At 63.2% G+C, this 15,277-nt stretch carries 12 protein-coding genes; 3 read left to right on the top strand and 9 right to left on the bottom strand.

The genetic code is table 11. The annotated features are described in order from the left end of the window. Window positions 1–134: 134 nt before the first annotated feature. Both A3728_RS21750 and alr read right to left on the bottom strand, forming a co-directional pair. Window positions 135–911 carry an MlaE family ABC transporter permease gene (locus A3728_RS21750; protein ID WP_443069113.1) on the bottom strand — a complete coding sequence of 259 codons (777 nt, stop codon included), beginning with the start codon at window positions 909–911 and terminating at the stop codon, window positions 135–137. A gap of 5 nt (window positions 912–916) precedes the next feature. Next, the gene (alr, locus tag A3728_RS21745; protein WP_067928740.1) at window positions 917–1,951 is read right to left on the bottom strand and encodes an alanine racemase; all 1,035 of its coding nucleotides are present in this window, start codon (window positions 1,949–1,951) and stop codon (window positions 917–919) included. 220 nt (window positions 1,952–2,171) lie between these two features. Between alr and A3728_RS21740 the strand changes: the two genes are divergently transcribed. From A3728_RS21740 to A3728_RS21730, 3 genes are all read left to right on the top strand, one after another. Next, window positions 2,172–3,503, top strand: coding sequence for an alpha/beta hydrolase family protein (locus A3728_RS21740; RefSeq protein ID WP_067928738.1), 1,332 nt, complete (start codon window positions 2,172–2,174; stop codon window positions 3,501–3,503). A 250-nt stretch (window positions 3,504–3,753) separates the two neighbouring features. Further along, window positions 3,754–5,889, top strand: coding sequence for a Hint domain-containing protein (locus A3728_RS23360; RefSeq protein ID WP_067928736.1), 2,136 nt, complete (start codon window positions 3,754–3,756; stop codon window positions 5,887–5,889). A 63-nt stretch (window positions 5,890–5,952) separates the two neighbouring features. After that, entirely contained in the window at window positions 5,953–6,678 is a 726-nt protein-coding gene (locus A3728_RS21730; RefSeq protein WP_067928734.1) for a sterol desaturase family protein, read from the top strand. Between the two features lie 132 nt (window positions 6,679–6,810). Here A3728_RS21730 and A3728_RS21725 read toward each other — a convergent pair whose 3' ends face one another. The 7 genes from A3728_RS21725 to A3728_RS21695 form a co-directional block, all read right to left on the bottom strand. Continuing rightward, entirely contained in the window at window positions 6,811–8,304 is a 1,494-nt protein-coding gene (locus A3728_RS21725) for a replicative DNA helicase (protein ID WP_067928732.1), read from the bottom strand. Window positions 8,305–8,455: 151 nt separating this feature from the next. Next, window positions 8,456–9,133, bottom strand: a complete 678-nt coding sequence (locus tag A3728_RS21720) for an orotate phosphoribosyltransferase (protein WP_067928730.1) — start codon at window positions 9,131–9,133, stop codon at window positions 8,456–8,458. A gap of 21 nt (window positions 9,134–9,154) precedes the next feature. Next, window positions 9,155–10,189 carry a dihydroorotase gene (gene pyrC / locus A3728_RS21715; RefSeq protein ID WP_067928727.1) on the bottom strand — a complete coding sequence of 345 codons (1,035 nt, stop codon included), beginning with the start codon at window positions 10,187–10,189 and terminating at the stop codon, window positions 9,155–9,157. Window positions 10,190–10,221: 32 nt separating this feature from the next. Beyond that, window positions 10,222–11,181 (bottom strand): phosphoadenosine phosphosulfate reductase, encoded by a 960-nt coding sequence (locus A3728_RS21710; RefSeq protein ID WP_067928725.1) that lies wholly within the window; start codon window positions 11,179–11,181, stop codon window positions 10,222–10,224. A 104-nt stretch (window positions 11,182–11,285) separates the two neighbouring features. Then, on the bottom strand, window positions 11,286–12,335 hold the full coding sequence (locus tag A3728_RS21705; protein WP_067928723.1) for a glycosyltransferase family 2 protein: 1,050 nt from the start codon (window positions 12,333–12,335) through the stop codon (window positions 11,286–11,288). After that, entirely contained in the window at window positions 12,336–13,067 is a 732-nt protein-coding gene (locus tag A3728_RS21700; protein WP_236628137.1) for an FkbM family methyltransferase, read from the bottom strand. Further along, on the bottom strand, window positions 13,064–15,277 hold the full coding sequence (locus tag A3728_RS21695) for a glycosyltransferase family 2 protein (protein ID WP_067928719.1): 2,214 nt from the start codon (window positions 15,275–15,277) through the stop codon (window positions 13,064–13,066). Before A3728_RS21695 ends, A3728_RS21700 begins: the two co-directional genes overlap by 4 nt.

Below are 15,277 nucleotides of genomic sequence, written 5' to 3'. Positions count from 1 at the left end.
GCTGCGCATCAGCACGGATTTGCCGCTGCCCGACGCGCCGATCACCACCAGCGACTGCCCCGGTTCGAGCAACAGACTGACACCGCGCAGCACCGGCGTGCCGTCGAAGGATTTGTGGATGTCGTGCAGCGCGATCATAGGGCGAAGAAAACCCCCGTGAGCAGGAAGTTCACTGCGAGGATCAGCACCGCTGCCGCTTCGACCGCGCCCTTGGTGGCCCGGCCCACACCCCGTGCGCCCCGTCCGGCATTCATGCCGTGATAGCAGCCCATCAGGGTCGCCACATAGCCAAAGGCCGCCCCCTTGGCGAGCGAGGAGGCGATATCCGTCGCCTCCAGAAAGCTTACCGTATTGCGCAGATAGGCCGCAGGGTTGAACCCCAGCGTGCCCGTGGCCATGGCATAGCCCCCCATGATGCCCACCGTATCGCCTACCGCCACCAGCACAGGCACCGTCAGCACCCCCGCCAGCACCCGGGGTGCTACCAGAAAGCGGATCGGATCGGCTGAAAGGGTGATCAGTGCGTCGATCTGTTCCGTCACCTTCATCGTGGCGATCTCTGCCGCGATGGCCGCTGTCACACGTGCCGCGACCATGAGGCCCACGAGAACGGGACCGAGTTCGCGCACCATGCCGATGGCCACGATCTGTGGCACCACCGCTTCGGCATTGAACCGTGCGCCGCCTGCATAGATCTGCATGACAAGCGCGCCCCCGGTGAAAAGCGCGGTCAGCCCTACCACCGGCAGCGAAAGCCAACCGATCTGGAAAAGTGCGGCGGCGAATTGCCGGCCATAGAAGGGGGGGCGCAGACCGTGGGTAAAGATGCTGAGCGCGAAAAGAGTCACACGGCCGATGCCCGCCAGCGCGGAAAGGGCGGCGCGGCCGATCAGCGCCAGCGCGGCGAACAGGCTGTTCACGTCAGATAGACCCTGTCGTGTCGTGCGCCCAGCGCCGTGAGGATCTCGTATCCGATGGTTCCGGCCCAATCCGCGATGTCGTCCACCGTCTGGGCGGGACAGAGCAGATCGAGATGTTCGGGCGCTTCGTCGAGCGCCGTCACATCGACGGTCAGCATATCCATGGATACGCGTCCGATAACGGGCAGCGGCGTGCCGCGATAGATCAACTGCGCCTTACCCCCCATCGCCCGGATGATACCGTCCGCGTAGCCGCCACTGACGGTGGCAACGCGCGAGGGGCGCGGCGCGGTCCAGGCGTTGGCGTAACCCACAGTCTCGCCTTCGGCCACGTCGCGGGTCTGGATCACCGGCAGGTGCAGTGCCACCACGGGCTGAGCCGCCGCGAAAGGCAGCCCCCCGTAGAGTCCCACGCCAGGGCGTGTCACGTCGAAATGATAATCCTCGCCCAGAAGGATCCCCCCGGTCGCGGACAGCGAGCGCGGCACATCGGTTCCTTCGGTCAGTTCGATAAAGAGATCGCGTTGCAATGCATTCATCGGGTGATCGGGCGTGTCCGCGCAGGCGAGGTGAGACATCAGCAGGCAGGGGGTCTGCGACAGTGCGATGTCCCGCAGGCTGGCCCATTCGGCAGGCTCCATCCCGAGCCGGTTCATCCCGGTATCGAGCTGGATGCCGAACCCATGGCCGGACAGCGATTCGAGGTGCCGCAGAAGCTGCTCGGTCGAATTGATCATCGGGCGCAGGTCGGCGTCCCGCACCATGTCGGTATCGCCAGCCATATGCCCCGAAAGCACATGGATTGTAGGCCCGGGGCCCAGAATACGGCGCAAGGCAGCGCCCTCTTCGGCGATGGCGACAAAAAAGAGCCGCGCCCCCGCTTCGGCGAGTACGGGCGCCACCCTGTCCATACCGAGGCCATAGGCGTCCGCCTTGACCACCGCGGCGGTTTCGGCCCGGCCCTTCCGGTCGAGCGACCGCCAGTTATCGGCGAGGGCGGCGAGATCGATGGTCAGGGTCGCGCTTGTCATGGCGCGGTTCTGACAGGAAGTGGCCAAAGGTCAAGCCTGCATGGCGCTGCCGGCGCGGCACCTCGCGGCGGCTTCGCGCCCGCGGTGCCATGGTAACGCAGGGTAAGACGCCGGCTCGCTTGTGTATGGCGTGCCCCCTGTTAGGCTCCTCCGGAGGCTGGCGTTACGACCGGCACCTGCAAGCGATCGGGTGATCGCATTCACGAACGGGAGGTTCACAATGAATAAAAGAGTACTGTTTGGCCCGCTGATGGCGCTGGCCGTCACCACCGGGGGGGCGGCGCAGGCCGAGAACCGGATCGACACCCAGTTGCCCGATGCGCCCGAGCTTTCCGCATATGGCTCCTACGCCGTGGGTGTGCGCCAGATCGATCTGACCAATCCGGACCAGATTGATATCCTGTCGATCGATCCGGCGGCAGCCAAGCCCGACCAGCTGCCCCGCTATGACCGGCCGCTGCCGGTCGAAGTCTGGTATCCCGCCGCGGCGGACGCCACGGGCGATACCACGCTGAAGGTGTTCCTGCGCGACGCCAAGACCGAGGTGGACATCGAAGGCCGGGCCATGCGGGATGCCGCACCGGCGACCGAGGGCGCGCCCTTTCCGCTGGTGCTGATCTCTCACGGGTATCCGGGCAACCGCTTCCTGCTGTCACATCTGGCGGAAAACCTTGCGTCGAAAGGCTATGTCGTCGCCTCCATCGACCATACCGATTCCACCTACCGGACGCAGGCGGCCTTTGGCTCCACGCTGGTGAACCGGTCGCTCGATCAGCTGTTCACGCTGGATGAAATGGCGCGCCTGTCGCAGGAGGAAGGTTCTTTCCTCAACGGGTTGGTAAACGCGGACAACGCCGGTCTGGTCGGCTATTCCATGGGTGGCTACGGGGCGATCATCACCGCGGGCGGCGGCGTGACGGAAGCTTCCGTCGGCTACGCCTGGGGCGCGCCGCATGGCACGCTGGATATTCACCGCGCGGGCAGCGAAACCCATGCGGAGCTTCCCGATCCCCGTATCAAGACTGCCGTAGCCTTCGGCCCGTGGGGCATGAACACCGGCTTCTGGGATGCCGAGGGTCTTTCGGGCGTGCAGATCCCCATGCTCTTCATCGCCGGTTCGCAGGATGACGTGTCGCTTTACGAAAACGGCATCCGCGCGATCTGGGAAAACACGAGCGGTGTGGACCGTGCCCTGCTCACCTTCGAGAACGCGGGCCACAACGCCGGTGCGCCGATGCCCGCACCTGCGGAATCCTTCCGCGATGACGAGGAACTCGGCTTCAACGTTTCGGGCCATTACACCGATCCGGTCTGGAACACGGCGCGGATGAACAACATCTCGCAGCATTTCGTCACCGCGTGGCTGGATCAGCACCTCAAGGGGAACGAAGAAGCCGGGGCATACCTCGACCTCGTCGAGAACTCCAACGACGGTGTCTGGTCGATGAACGAGGACGGAACCCCCAAGGAAGATCACACATACTGGAAGGGTTTTGACGAAAACAAGGCAAAGGGCCTGCGCTACGAAGTGCTTGAAGGCAAGGCCGACTAAATCGTTCTAGATCAACGATAGCAGGGCTTTGTGCCCTCCAATGGGCGCGATTCGCAGGGGTCGCGCCCTTTTTGGTTGCAGGTTCACCCGGATGCCCTGTGCCACGAGAATTCCGCAATTGATCCCATTCCAGCCACATCCTGTGCCCGCTGAGGCCGTTTTCACGGCCTAGACCCGTCGGGGAAGGGGTAGCCACGTCCGCCGGGCGGATCACGCGCAAAGGCCCCGAAGCTGAGCGCAGGATACGAAAATGGCTGACTATCAGGTTTCCTTCTACGATATCGATGCCGAGAAGGCCTTCTCCAAGGAGATTGGACGAAGCTCCGTTTACAATGGGCCCTCTGCCACGACCGGGCAGGCGGTGATCACCGACAACGGTTCCGGCCTCGCGGGGCAGACGCTCGAAGATCAGAAGGGCGGGGAAGACGCCGTCGCGGCCATCACCCTTGGTGATGTGACCGAGGAAAACATAACGATCTACGCCGACCGGTCGTGGACGCTCTATGATACCGTGACCGGAGAGACCTTCGACGTGGTGCGTTTCCGCGTCAAGGACGGGACGCATACGGGCGATTATACGCTGTCGGAACGCGAACTCGTCGCCGGGCGCACCTACGAGACGCGGGCATATTCGGATAACCCGGATGCGGAATCAGGCGATCCCGTCTTTACCTATGACGATTACATCCCCGAAACCGATTTCGTCGTCGACGGCACGGACGGAAACGATGTGATCGACGCGAACTACACCGGGGATATCCATGGCGACCGGGTGGATTTCGGCGATGGCACCGGCACGCGCGATCTGGAAGCGGCCTCTGTCAAATGGTCCAGCTTCGGAGACGAGGTGAACCTGAAGCCCGGAAGCAGCCAGGACACCGGCAATGTCACCGTTTCCACGACCTATACGGACGCCGATCTGGACGAGGAATTCTCGACCGAGACGAGCGGAGCCAGCCAGGCGATCTACGTAGCACCCGGCGAGACATTCGATCCCAACTCCGCCGCATTCCTGCGCGCCAACGGCAGCAAGCACGACACCACCATCGAGTTCAACTTCGCCGCAAGTCCGGGCAAGCAATATTTCGATCAGGTCGAAAACGTCCGGTTCCGGATCAGCGATATCGACGGCACCAGCGACGATACGAACAACTTCCAGGATATCATCACCGTCCGCGCCTATAATGAATCAGGCAATGAGGTGTTCGTAAATATCACCGCCGGCAGTGCGCTCACCGTAACCGGCAGCACGGTGCGTGGCGCTTATAACAACGTCACCCCGGGAAGCGAAGCCGGTTCCGCGCTGTTCGAAATCGCGGGCCCGGTCTCGCGTATCGAGATCGTATATGACAACGGCGGCAACACTCAGCAGGCGGTCTATTTTTCGGACGTGCAGTTTGACGCCGTGCGCGATCCGTCCAACGACGATGTCATCAGGGCCGGCGCCGGGGACGACTACGTCGATGCGGGGCTCGGCAATGACAGCGTGGATGGCGGCACCGGCAGCGATACCCTGCACGGGGGCGAGGGTCGCGATACGCTCTTCGGCGGCGCGGGCGACGACCAGATTTACGGTGGCGGCGGCGACAGCCTGTCAGGCGGCGACGGCGATGATCTTTTCCTGATCGACGGCACCAAGCTCACCGGCGAAGACATCACCATCATCGGCGGCGAAGGAGCGGAGAAGTTCGGCGACCGGCTGGACTTCAACGGCCAGTTGCTTGCCGGTTCGATCGTCTATTCGGATACCGACCCCGGCACGGGCCGTTCGGGTACCGCTACCCTGAAGGACGGCTCGACCGTACGCTTTTCGGAGATCGAATCGGTTGTCTGCTTCACCTCCGGCGCATTGATCGACACGCCGCGCGGGCCCCGCCGGGTCCAAGACCTGCGCCCCGGCGACATGGTCATCACCCGCGACGCGGGCCCGCAGATGATCCGCTGGGCAGGGCAGCGTGAGGTGACAGGCACCGCGCAGCTTGCCCCCATCGTCTTCGAGCCGGGCAGCATCGGCAACGCCAGCCGCATCGCGGTCTCACCGCAGCACCGTATGCTCATCGACGATTACCGCGCCCAGCTTTACTTCGGTGAGGACGAGGTGCTGGTGGCCGCCGCACATCTCGTCAACGGGCGCGATATCCATCAGGTTTCGCGCCCTCAGGTCTGCTATCACCACATCATGTTCGACACGCATCAGGTCCTGCGCGCGGATGGCGTCTGGTCTGAAAGCTATCAGCCGGGCAGCTACAGCCTTGGCGGGCTGGAGGACCGCGCCCGGGAGGAGCTTTTCACCGTTTTCCCCGAGTTGCGCGCCAACCCGGTGGCATATGGCCGCTGCGCCCGCCCCAGCGTTTCCCGCGCCCAGGCCACATTGCTCGCGGCCTGAGCGCCGCCACCCGCCGCAAGGTCAGGCAGGACAGGGCAGGGGCCTTGGCGCTATGATAGCGCCATGACGCGTCTCAAGATCATGTTTTCGCATACCGCCGTATCCGTGATGGCGGCGATTTTCGCCGTGGCCTCGGGCGCATTGCTGATGGCGGGGCCGGCATGGGTCTGGTTGCTGGTGCCGCTGGGGATCGCGGCGCAGATGCTGAACGAATACAACCTGCACCGGTTCATCTTTCATCTGCCGCCCCCCCGCCGCCAATGGGCGTTCGACCTGCTCTACCGCGCGCATTACGGCCACCACGATTTTCCCACGAACCATGGCCTCTTCTTCGTGCCGATCTGGGTGGCACTGCCGGTGCTTGGCCTGAACTTCACACTGCTCTGGGCGGCGCTGGCGCTTCTGGGCGTGGGCTCGGCGGTCTGGATTGCCGTCGCGGTCGTCGCGGTGGGCGGGATCGGTACCTTTCTGGTCTATGAGTGGTTCCACATGAGCGCGCATCTCACCGTCCCGAAAACGGCGGTGGAGCGCCATGTGACCCGCCTGCACAACCAGCATCATTTCCGGGATTTTTCCCGCTGGTTTCATGTCTCCCCGGGGGGGCAGATCATCGACCGGGCCATGGGGACGAGCATCGACACGGAAGACCTCAAGGCGCGGCAGCGCATCGCGTTCATCCGCACGCTGGGCATGCGGCCCGATGATCCACGCCTCGTCTCGGCACGGCGCAGGTTCGCGGGGGAGTATGGGCTGTCGGAGGCGGAAATCGCGCAAGCCGCCCGCTGTTGACGCAGCGGAAAGCCACATGACCTTACCGGGTCAAGCGGCTGTTAAACCGGGCTAAAAACCGCCCACGACACGGTTTTCCACATGTTTGTACACACTATTCCCGGCTGGGTAGCATAACGCCGCTGAGCGGGTTCAAAATTCCTGATCGTTACCCTGCTGCCAAGGCTTCACGAGGTTGCCGAAGCGCGTGAAGCGGCCTTCGAAGCTGAGGTCGACGGTGCCGATGGGGCCATGACGCTGTTTGCCGATCACGACTTCGGCCCGGCCATGCAGGCGCTCCATCTCTTCCTGCCAGATCGCCATCTTGTCGAGCTCATGATCGCCCGGTTTTTCCCGCTCCTTGTAGTACTCTTCGCGGTAGACGAACATCACCACGTCGGCGTCCTGTTCGATCGAGCCGGATTCACGCAGGTCCGACAGCTGCGGGCGCTTGTCTTCGCGGTTTTCGACCTGACGGCTGAGCTGCGACAGGGCAATTACCGGAATATCCAGTTCCTTCGCGATCGCTTTCAGGCCCATCGTGATCTCAGAGATCTCGTTGACCCGGTTCTCGCTCTTGCCGGTGCCCCGGACGAGCTGGAGATAGTCGACGATCAACACGTCAAGACCATGCGTCCGCTTCAGCCGCCGCGCGCGGGCGGCAAGCTGGCTGATGGGTAGGGCGGGCGTGTCGTCAATGAAGAGCGGGCAGGCTTCGAGCGCCTTCGCGGCATCGACAAAGCGGCGGAATTCGGCTTCGGTCATGTCACCTGACCGGATTTGCTGGCTGGGGATCTCCGCCGCTTCCGACAGGATCCGCGCGGCAAGCTGTTCGGCGCTCATTTCCAGCGAATAGAAACCGACAACACCCCCGTCGACCGCGCCTTCGCTGCCGTCGGGAAGCTGGCCGCGCTTGTAGGCCTTGGCGACGTTGAACGCGATGTTCGTCGCAAGAGAGGTCTTGCCCATGGAAGGACGACCGGCAAGGATCAGAAGGTCCGACCGGTGCAGCCCGCCCAGCTTCTTGTCCATGTCAATGAGCCCGGTGGAGACGCCCGAAAGCCCGCCATCGCGTTGATAGGCCGCATTGGCTACATTAACAGCATCGGTTACAGCCTTGAGAAAGCTTTGAAAACCGCTTTCAACCTGTCCCTGTTCAGCCAGCTTGTAAAGCTGCTGTTCGGCCTCCACGATCTGTTCCCGCGGCTCGGAGGAGACATCGACCGTTGCCGCCTTGGCAGAGATATCCCGGCCAAGCTGGATGAGATCCCGGCGCACGGCGAGGTCATAGATCATCTGCGCGTAGTCGCGCACCGCAAAGGCTGAGATCGCGGCACCCGCCAACCGGGCGAGATATGCCGGACCGCCCAATTCCTTTAGGCCCTCATCATCTTCCATGAAGGCCTTGAGCGTGACGGGCGAGGCCAGATTGTTCTTGGCGATCCGTTGGCTCGCGATATCGAAGATCCGCGCATGCACGGGATCGTAGAAATGCCGGGCCGAGATGATGGAGGCCACGCGGTCGTAGATGTCGTTGTTCGTCAGGATCGCACCGAGCAGCTGCTGCTCCGCCTCGATCGAATGCGGCATCGTTTCGGATGCCTGAATCTCCAGCTGGTTCGCGTTCAGCGACGTGATCTCGTTCATTGCTGCTGCCCTCGTCTCTGCCGCCGTTGTCTTACCCACGGGGCGCGCCTGGCGCAAATTGTATGTTTATGTGGATAAAAGCACAGCACCTATGAGCCTACCACATTTCGCGTGTGCAGGCAAAATGCAGGCCAGATAAGGTATCGAGGTCTTAACGCTTGTGGGCTTCCTGCCACTCTCGTGGGGCATTCAGAAAAGATTCAACTTCGTTCAGCGTGGCAGGGTCAAAGGCCGTCTGGGCCCGCGCTTCGGTAAGCACATCCCACCAGGTGCAGAGCGCATGCAGGCTGACACCGTGATCCCCCAGCGTTTTTTCCGTTTCGGGGAAAATGCCGTAGTGGAAGATAACGGCGGTATGCGCACACTGCGCGCCGGTTTCCCGAATCGCATCGACGAAAGACAGTTTGGATCCGCCGTCGGTGGTCAGATCCTCGACGAGCAGGACGCGCTGGCCTTCGTGCATGGCACCTTCGATCCGCGCGTTCCGGCCATAGCCCTTGGGCTTCTTGCGCACATAGGACATGGGCAGGGCCATCCGTTCGGCCACGAAGGCGGCAAAGGGAATGCCCGCGGTTTCCCCCCCGGCGATATTGTCAAAGGCTTCGAAGCCTGCGTCCCGCATCACGGTGACCGTCAGAAAGTCCATCAGCGTGCTGCGGATGCGCGGGTAGGAGATCAGCTTGCGGCAGTCGATATAGGTGGGCGAGGGCAGGCCCGAGGCCAGCGTGAACGGCTCATCCGCGTTGAAGTGAACTGCCTTGATTTCCAGCAGCATACGGGCCGTCATGCGGGCCATTTCGCGGGCATCGGGAAAGCTGGAAGGGATCATCGTGGTTTCCTTGGGGCAGGGTCAGGCGACGGACCAGTGGAGAGGCATGCCGGGGTCGAACACCGTCACGGGGCCGTCCGGTGTTTCCACCTGTGAGGGATGGCTCGGCGGCGTGCGTTTCAGCGTCACACTCGCCTCGTTCACGGGCAGGTCGTAAAAAGCCGGTCCATGGCGGGAGGTGAAGCCTTCCAGCCTGTCGAGCGCATTTTCCTGTTCGAACACCTCGGCCAGTATCGAAAGCGTATTGGGCGCGGTGAAGCACCCCGCGCAGCCGCAGGGCTGCAGCTTTGCCGGATCGGTATGCGGCGCGCTGTCGGTGCCAAGGAAGAACCGCGCGTCGCCCGAGGTCGCCGCCCCGCGCAGGGCCAGCCGGTGGCTTTCGCGTTTGGCAACCGGTAGGCAGTAGTAATGCGGCCGGATCCCCCCGGCGAGGATGTGGTTCCGGTTGATCACGAGGTGATGTGTCGTGATCGTCGCGGCCAGATCGCTGTCTTGCCCGCGCACATACTCCACCGCGTCTGAGGTGGTGATATGTTCCATCACCACGCGCAATCCGCGATGCCGCTGGCGGATCGGTTCCAGCACACGGTCGATGAACACCGCCTCCCGGTCGAAGATATCGACATCGCCATCCACGACCTCACCATGGGTGCAGAGCGGCAGACCGATCTCCGCCATCCGGTCCAGCACCGGGGCGACCTTGTCGAAATTCTTAACCCCGCTGGCCGAATTGGTGGTGGCCCCGGCGGGGTAGAGCTTTACCGCCGTGATCAGACCATCGCCATGGGCTGCGGCCACATCGTCGGGATCGGTGTCTTCGGTGAGGTAAAGCGTCATGAGCGGGGTGAAATCCGCGCCCTCTGGCAGGGCCGCCAGGATACGGTCGCGATAGGCCCGGGCGTTGTCGCCCGTCACCACGGGCGGCACGAGGTTCGGCATCACGATGGCGCGGGCGAAATGGGCGGCTGAATGGGGCAGAACAGCCTGCAGCATGGCGCCGTCCCGCAGGTGCAGGTGCCAGTCGTCGGGGCGGCGGATCGTCAGGGTCTCGGTCATGCGGGCGGGCTAGCACGTCGCCCGGCTCAGGGCTAGCCGTCTTCTGCGGTGCGCCGCTGTTCCGTGGGGGCCATCCGGTTCTTCAACTCGTTGAGCTTGCGGGCGAAGCGCGGCGCGCGCATCCGTGTCGTTACATTGGTACACAGCGACCAGAGCAGCCGGTCGCGCCCGCCCCGGTCCAGCGCCGCCATCAGGTTGCGCAGATAGGGGGGATATTCGCGCCGCGCCCGGTAAAGCTGGGCGAACTTATGGGTATCCAGCGTGCCTTCGACCGCGTTGCCCAGCAGGTCGGACAGCCATTCCATTTCCAGCAGGTCGGTCTGGATCGCGTCCCCCATGCGGGGCAAGCGCAGCTTGGTCACATTGGGTCGGGTAAAGAGTGCTGCATGCATCGCATCGAGCCGCTCATAGGGGTCATAAAGCACGAAGGCGCTTTCCGCCGCGTCGAGCATATCCGGCGCATAGCCGTAGCGCGACGTGAAATCGGTGCGGCGCATATCCGTAAACCGGTCATCCCATTCGGTCACCCGTGGATCGAGCGTCGCCTGCGGCTGGATGACCACCACGGTGGCACCGGGTGACGCGACCGAGAAAGCCGCCGCGGCATAGCCGCAGGGCCCCGCACCGTAGAAGATCACCTTGTCGAAGCCGTCAAAGAAGCCGTCATCGATCAGCCGGTCGGTGTAGCGGTAGACGGATTGCTGGCGGAACCATGTATCGCCATCGGACACGAAGCACAGATGCGACCAGCCGTGGTCGCGCACCATTTCCCATCCCAGCGGCTGGGCCCGTTCGGAAAGCGCATGCATCCCCTGCATCGTCTCGAAGGTGACGAGCAGGACGGATGATCCTTCCACGAAGGCGGCGAAGTGGCGGGGGCCGAGGTTCTGGTGAAAGCCCGCGTCTTCGGTGATGTCCCGAATGGTGTCCATCCAGTCGCTGCGGGGCAGATCGACCAGCGATGTTTCGATCGTCGGCGTTCCAGATACCATTGCCGCTTCCTCACATAGCTACCTCCGCGCTTGGGCGCGCGGTTCGCCTTCCGAAGTATTTGCGTAATACGGCGAGAATGGGGACAAATCTGGTGAAATTCTAGCTATTCATCTTCGGCGCGACGAGAGCGCCGGGCATAGGCTGACATGAACTGTGCCGCCGCCAATGGCACCGGGCGGGTCGGCCCGGCCAGCAACAACCGGCCGAAGAGCGCGCGAAAGGGTTCCTGCAACATCAACTCATCAAAGCGGGATTTGCGCCATGCCACGGCGGCTTCATGCAGGCGCGCGACCTCCGGATCGGCCTTCAACGCCGCGAGGTTTGCGCGCATCGCGGGGGAAAGGCCTGTAATGGTGTCGTCAACGTCGGTGTTGAAATTGCGCTCGATCCAATAGTCCGCATCCAGCATGTCATCGGAATGTACGGCGCGCCCCCGGTCTGCCTTCAGCACATAGGATTCCACCGCGCCCAGCGGATAATGATTGATCTGCGCAAGCCCGTAGTTGTCGCGACCATAGGTGGAAAAGATGCGCTTGGTGCGAAAGAAGTCGGGCAGGGCGCGCCCGTGCCCGTCGTACCAGCGGGCAGTGTCCAGCGCATCGCAGTCCGGATCGCGGGGCCGGTGGACACCGGGTTTGCGATAGGTCCCGTCATTGCGGTAGAGCGTTTTGAACATCGCCGCGCGCCATGGCCAGTAAAGCACCTTCGGGGCGCAGCGGGTAAAGGTTTCGGTGACCGGCGCATCGGCATAGCGCACCTTGCCCGCCGATCCGAAAAGCCGCCACGTCAGGGTGATCGCCGTCGCCTCCGGCAGCGCTGCCAGCAGGGCGGGCAGCGTTCTGTCCCCCACATGAATATTGACGAATTCATCGACGTCGAGCGGCAGGATCCAGTCGGCTTGCTGCAGGAGAACCGTCTTTGCCGCGGCCTTCAGCGCGGTGAACTGGATGCCGCCCTTGTCATAAGGCCCGTCGTTGCGCAGATGAACGAGATGGCCGAGTGCTGCGAGCCGGTCCAGCAGCGCATCTGTCCCGTCCGTGCAATCATTTGAGAATACGAGGAAATCGGTAAACCCCACCGCCTGATGGTGGGCCAGCCATTCCAGCAGGAACGCCGCTTCGTTGCGGACGGTCAGAATGGCGAGGGCGCGCATTCAGCGGACCGGCCATTTCCTGCGGAAGCAGACCACCTTGCCGTGCGAACCGCGCGACCAATAGGCCATGCCCGCCGAAATGAAGGCCGAAAAGACCGCGTTCACCCCTTCGGGACCGATCCACTGGGGGTGCAGTTCGATCATCGCGGCGCGCAGGTTCGACAGGTCCATCGCGGGGATCAGGTCGGCCTCTCCCCCCTCGATATCGCAGACGAGCACGGTGGGCTTCACCTCCTTGAAGACGGTCTTGGCATTCCGCATTTCCACCTGCTCTATCGAGATCACGTTCGTCCCCTCGATGGGGGCCAGCGACGAGACGATGAACCTTTCGCGCACGTAGAAATCCGCCTTGCCCTTGCGTGGCCCGAGGATCGCGTGATGCAGGGTGACGTTCTCCACCTCGTTCGCGGCATGGACCGAGCGGATGTAGGGGATCAGTTGGGGGTTGGCCTCGAATGTGTGGACATGGGCGGGCTTGGTCTTCGTGGCGATGAGGGTGGACATATAGTCCAGCCTGGCCCCCAGTTCGACGACCACGTCATCCTCGATGATCAGCTTTTGTGCCGCTGCCGCTTCCCGCGCTTCATAGCTGCCCTTGCGCAATGCACCGCGCACATTGCCGGTGATGAACGGCTTCTGCTTGGGAAACTTTATGCCGTTCGAGACGATGAAGTCGGATTTCGCCTGCGCTTGCTGCGGTGCCTGCGGGGATTGAACCTCTTCCATGCTCATGTCTCCAGATCCAGCGCGAGTGCATAGGCCACGCGCTCCGTTTCATTGAGGTCGACGGCAAGCGCCTGTGTGTAGAGTTCGTGAAACTCGGGCTTGGCGCGCAATTCGCGGGCCTTGGCCCGGTGCCATTCCATCCCGTGCCGGTGCCAGCGCGCCAGTTCCGGGTCCGCGAGCAGCCGGTCGTATTCCGCGCGCAGGCGCGGGACGTTTCGCTTGATCGTCACATCGCGGTAGTCGCACCAATCCATCCGGATCCAGTAGTTGAGCCCGATGGAACGATCCACGTGCAGCGCGCGCCCCCTCTGCCGCTTGATCAGGAAAGATTCGGCAGATCGCAGCGCGTAGTGATTGAGTTGCAAAAGATCGTAGCCGATGCTCTTCTTCGATGACCGCCAGCCCTTCTGCGCCACGGCCTTCGTGATGTCCTTGCCCGAACCGTTGACCCATTTGACCCGGTCCGCGAAATCCTCCCGCAGCTTGTTGGGCCGGTGGCAGGAAATCTTTTCATAGGCCCCGATGTTGCGGAACATCGTCTTGAACCCCCAGACGGTATGGGGCTTGGGGCAGAACTTCGGCGCACAGGATTCAAATTGATCGATGACGAAATCGTCGTTCAACTCGGTCACCCCGTCATGGCCGAAAAGCCGCCAAGTCATCGCGATATTCGTGGCATCCGGCACGGCGGCGAAGAGTGCTTCCAGCGTGCCATCGCCGGTGCGTACGTTCATGAATTCATCCACGTCGATGTGAATGATCCACTCCGCGTTGCGGATGACCGGCTCCTTCAGGGATTGGTTCAACGCATGCTGCTGGGGCGAATTGCCTTTCCAGTCATCGTTGTTGCGGTGCTGCAGGACGCCCATTTCCTGCAGCCTGTCCAGCAGTTCGGATGTCCCGTCTTCGCAGCCGTTGGTGTAGATCAGGAAGTTATCCACCCCGATGGCCCGGTGATAGGCCACCCATTCGACGATATAGGGTGCTTCGTTCTTCATGCAGCCCACGATCACGTTGCCCGTGCTGTCCCCGGGCAGGTTGCGCGGAGGGGCGGGCGGATAGGGGGCGGCGCTATCCTCTTCGTTCACCGCGCCCAGGTCGTTGTGGGGGCGGATCGTGCCGGCCATGACGTCATCGTATTTGCCGCGTACGACCTCCCGCAATTGCCGCGTCGCCTCCGCCTGCGCGGCGTCGAGGCCCTCGGGCGACAGCAGCCTGTCGAATGTCTCCTGCGCATCGCGTGCCTTGGCAGCGGTTTCGCGCAACTCGACAATCGGCGTGGCATGTTTGCGGATGCGGAAATGAAACGCCGTCAGGTATTGCGTGGCGCGGAAGCCAAAGAGGGGGTCCGCTTCCTGCCAGTCGGGCGCGACCGAGGGCGGGCGCAAGGCTTCGGCCAGCGCCGGACAGGCTGCGATGAGCTTTGCGTTCTCCGCCTCGAAATAGCGAGCCAGCGGTGAAAGCGCACCGGGGTCAAGCGGCGGTGCGGCGACCGCCATGTCATCCAGCATGCTGCGCCACAGGTCCTGCGGCACGATGGCGCGCGTGACCTCCATGTAGCGGGTCAGAACCCCGTTGAAGAGACGCGCGCGCGTCAATGTCGCTGCCGACGGTGGGGATTCTTCAGGGTCCTCTGCGGGGCAGAGGGTGATTGATCCCGCCCCAAAAACATCGGCCCAGAGGGAGTGCAGACGTGTGTAATCCAGCCAGAAGGGCGGGGCCTGCGTGTCGGTCATGGGTCCAGCCTTGGAACGCGCTTCATATGAAAGCGCCGCGTCCCACCACTGCGGCTGCGCCAACAACGAAAGCTCGGTCTCGAGAGACGACAGCCGCCCCGCCATCACCTGCGCGGCATAGTGCTGGGCCAGAGCGCGGGACTGGTGCTGCAGCGGCATCTGGATCGTGACATCGCGCCCGACGCGGTCCAGCAGTGCTTTCAGCCGGGCGATCTCCTCCGGCAGGCAAAGCGCGCGGGCGAGGGTGGGCACGGAAAGGGCCACGCCTTCCGCCCCGGCCTGCGCCGCCAATGCTTCCATCTGCCCTGCGATTTCATCCGCCAATGCCGCCTGCGCGGTCGGGGTCGTGATGCCCGCCTGTAGCTGTTCGGCATCCGCCCGGGCCAGATCCCGGCAGGCCCAGATCAGCCTGTCGCCCGGGAAAGGCGCCGCCGTTTCACCAGAATGACGGCCCGGCCCGATATCGAGTGTAAAGCGCAT

The organism is Sulfitobacter sp. HI0040, assembly GCF_001634885.1.
Taxonomy (GTDB): Bacteria; Pseudomonadota; Alphaproteobacteria; order Rhodobacterales; family Rhodobacteraceae; genus Sulfitobacter.
This window is presented reverse-complemented; position numbering and strand designations above follow the sequence as displayed.

Bases quoted from the DNA above. Each gene is read 5' to 3' on its own strand.
- pyrC (WP_067928727.1), bottom strand. From the start codon at position 10,189: ATGACCGAGACCCTGACGATCCGCCGCCCCGACGACTGGCACCTGCAC.
- A3728_RS21705 (WP_067928723.1), bottom strand. From the start codon at position 12,335: ATGCGCGCCCTCGCCATTCTGACCGTCCGCAACGAAGCGGCGTTCCTG.
- A3728_RS21725 (WP_067928732.1), bottom strand. From the start codon at position 8,304: ATGAACGAGATCACGTCGCTGAACGCGAACCAGCTGGAGATTCAGGCA.
- A3728_RS21695 (WP_067928719.1), bottom strand. From the start codon at position 15,277: ATGCGCTTTACACTCGATATCGGGCCGGGCCGTCATTCTGGTGAAACG.
- A3728_RS21700 (WP_236628137.1), bottom strand. From the start codon at position 13,067: ATGAGCATGGAAGAGGTTCAATCCCCGCAGGCACCGCAGCAAGCGCAG.
- A3728_RS21730 (WP_067928734.1), top strand. From the start codon at position 5,953: ATGACGCGTCTCAAGATCATGTTTTCGCATACCGCCGTATCCGTGATG.
- A3728_RS21710 (WP_067928725.1), bottom strand. From the start codon at position 11,181: ATGGTATCTGGAACGCCGACGATCGAAACATCGCTGGTCGATCTGCCC.
- A3728_RS23360 (WP_067928736.1), top strand. From the start codon at position 3,754: ATGGCTGACTATCAGGTTTCCTTCTACGATATCGATGCCGAGAAGGCC.
- A3728_RS21720 (WP_067928730.1), bottom strand. From the start codon at position 9,133: ATGATCCCTTCCAGCTTTCCCGATGCCCGCGAAATGGCCCGCATGACG.
- alr (WP_067928740.1), bottom strand. From the start codon at position 1,951: ATGACAAGCGCGACCCTGACCATCGATCTCGCCGCCCTCGCCGATAAC.
- A3728_RS21740 (WP_067928738.1), top strand. From the start codon at position 2,172: ATGAATAAAAGAGTACTGTTTGGCCCGCTGATGGCGCTGGCCGTCACC.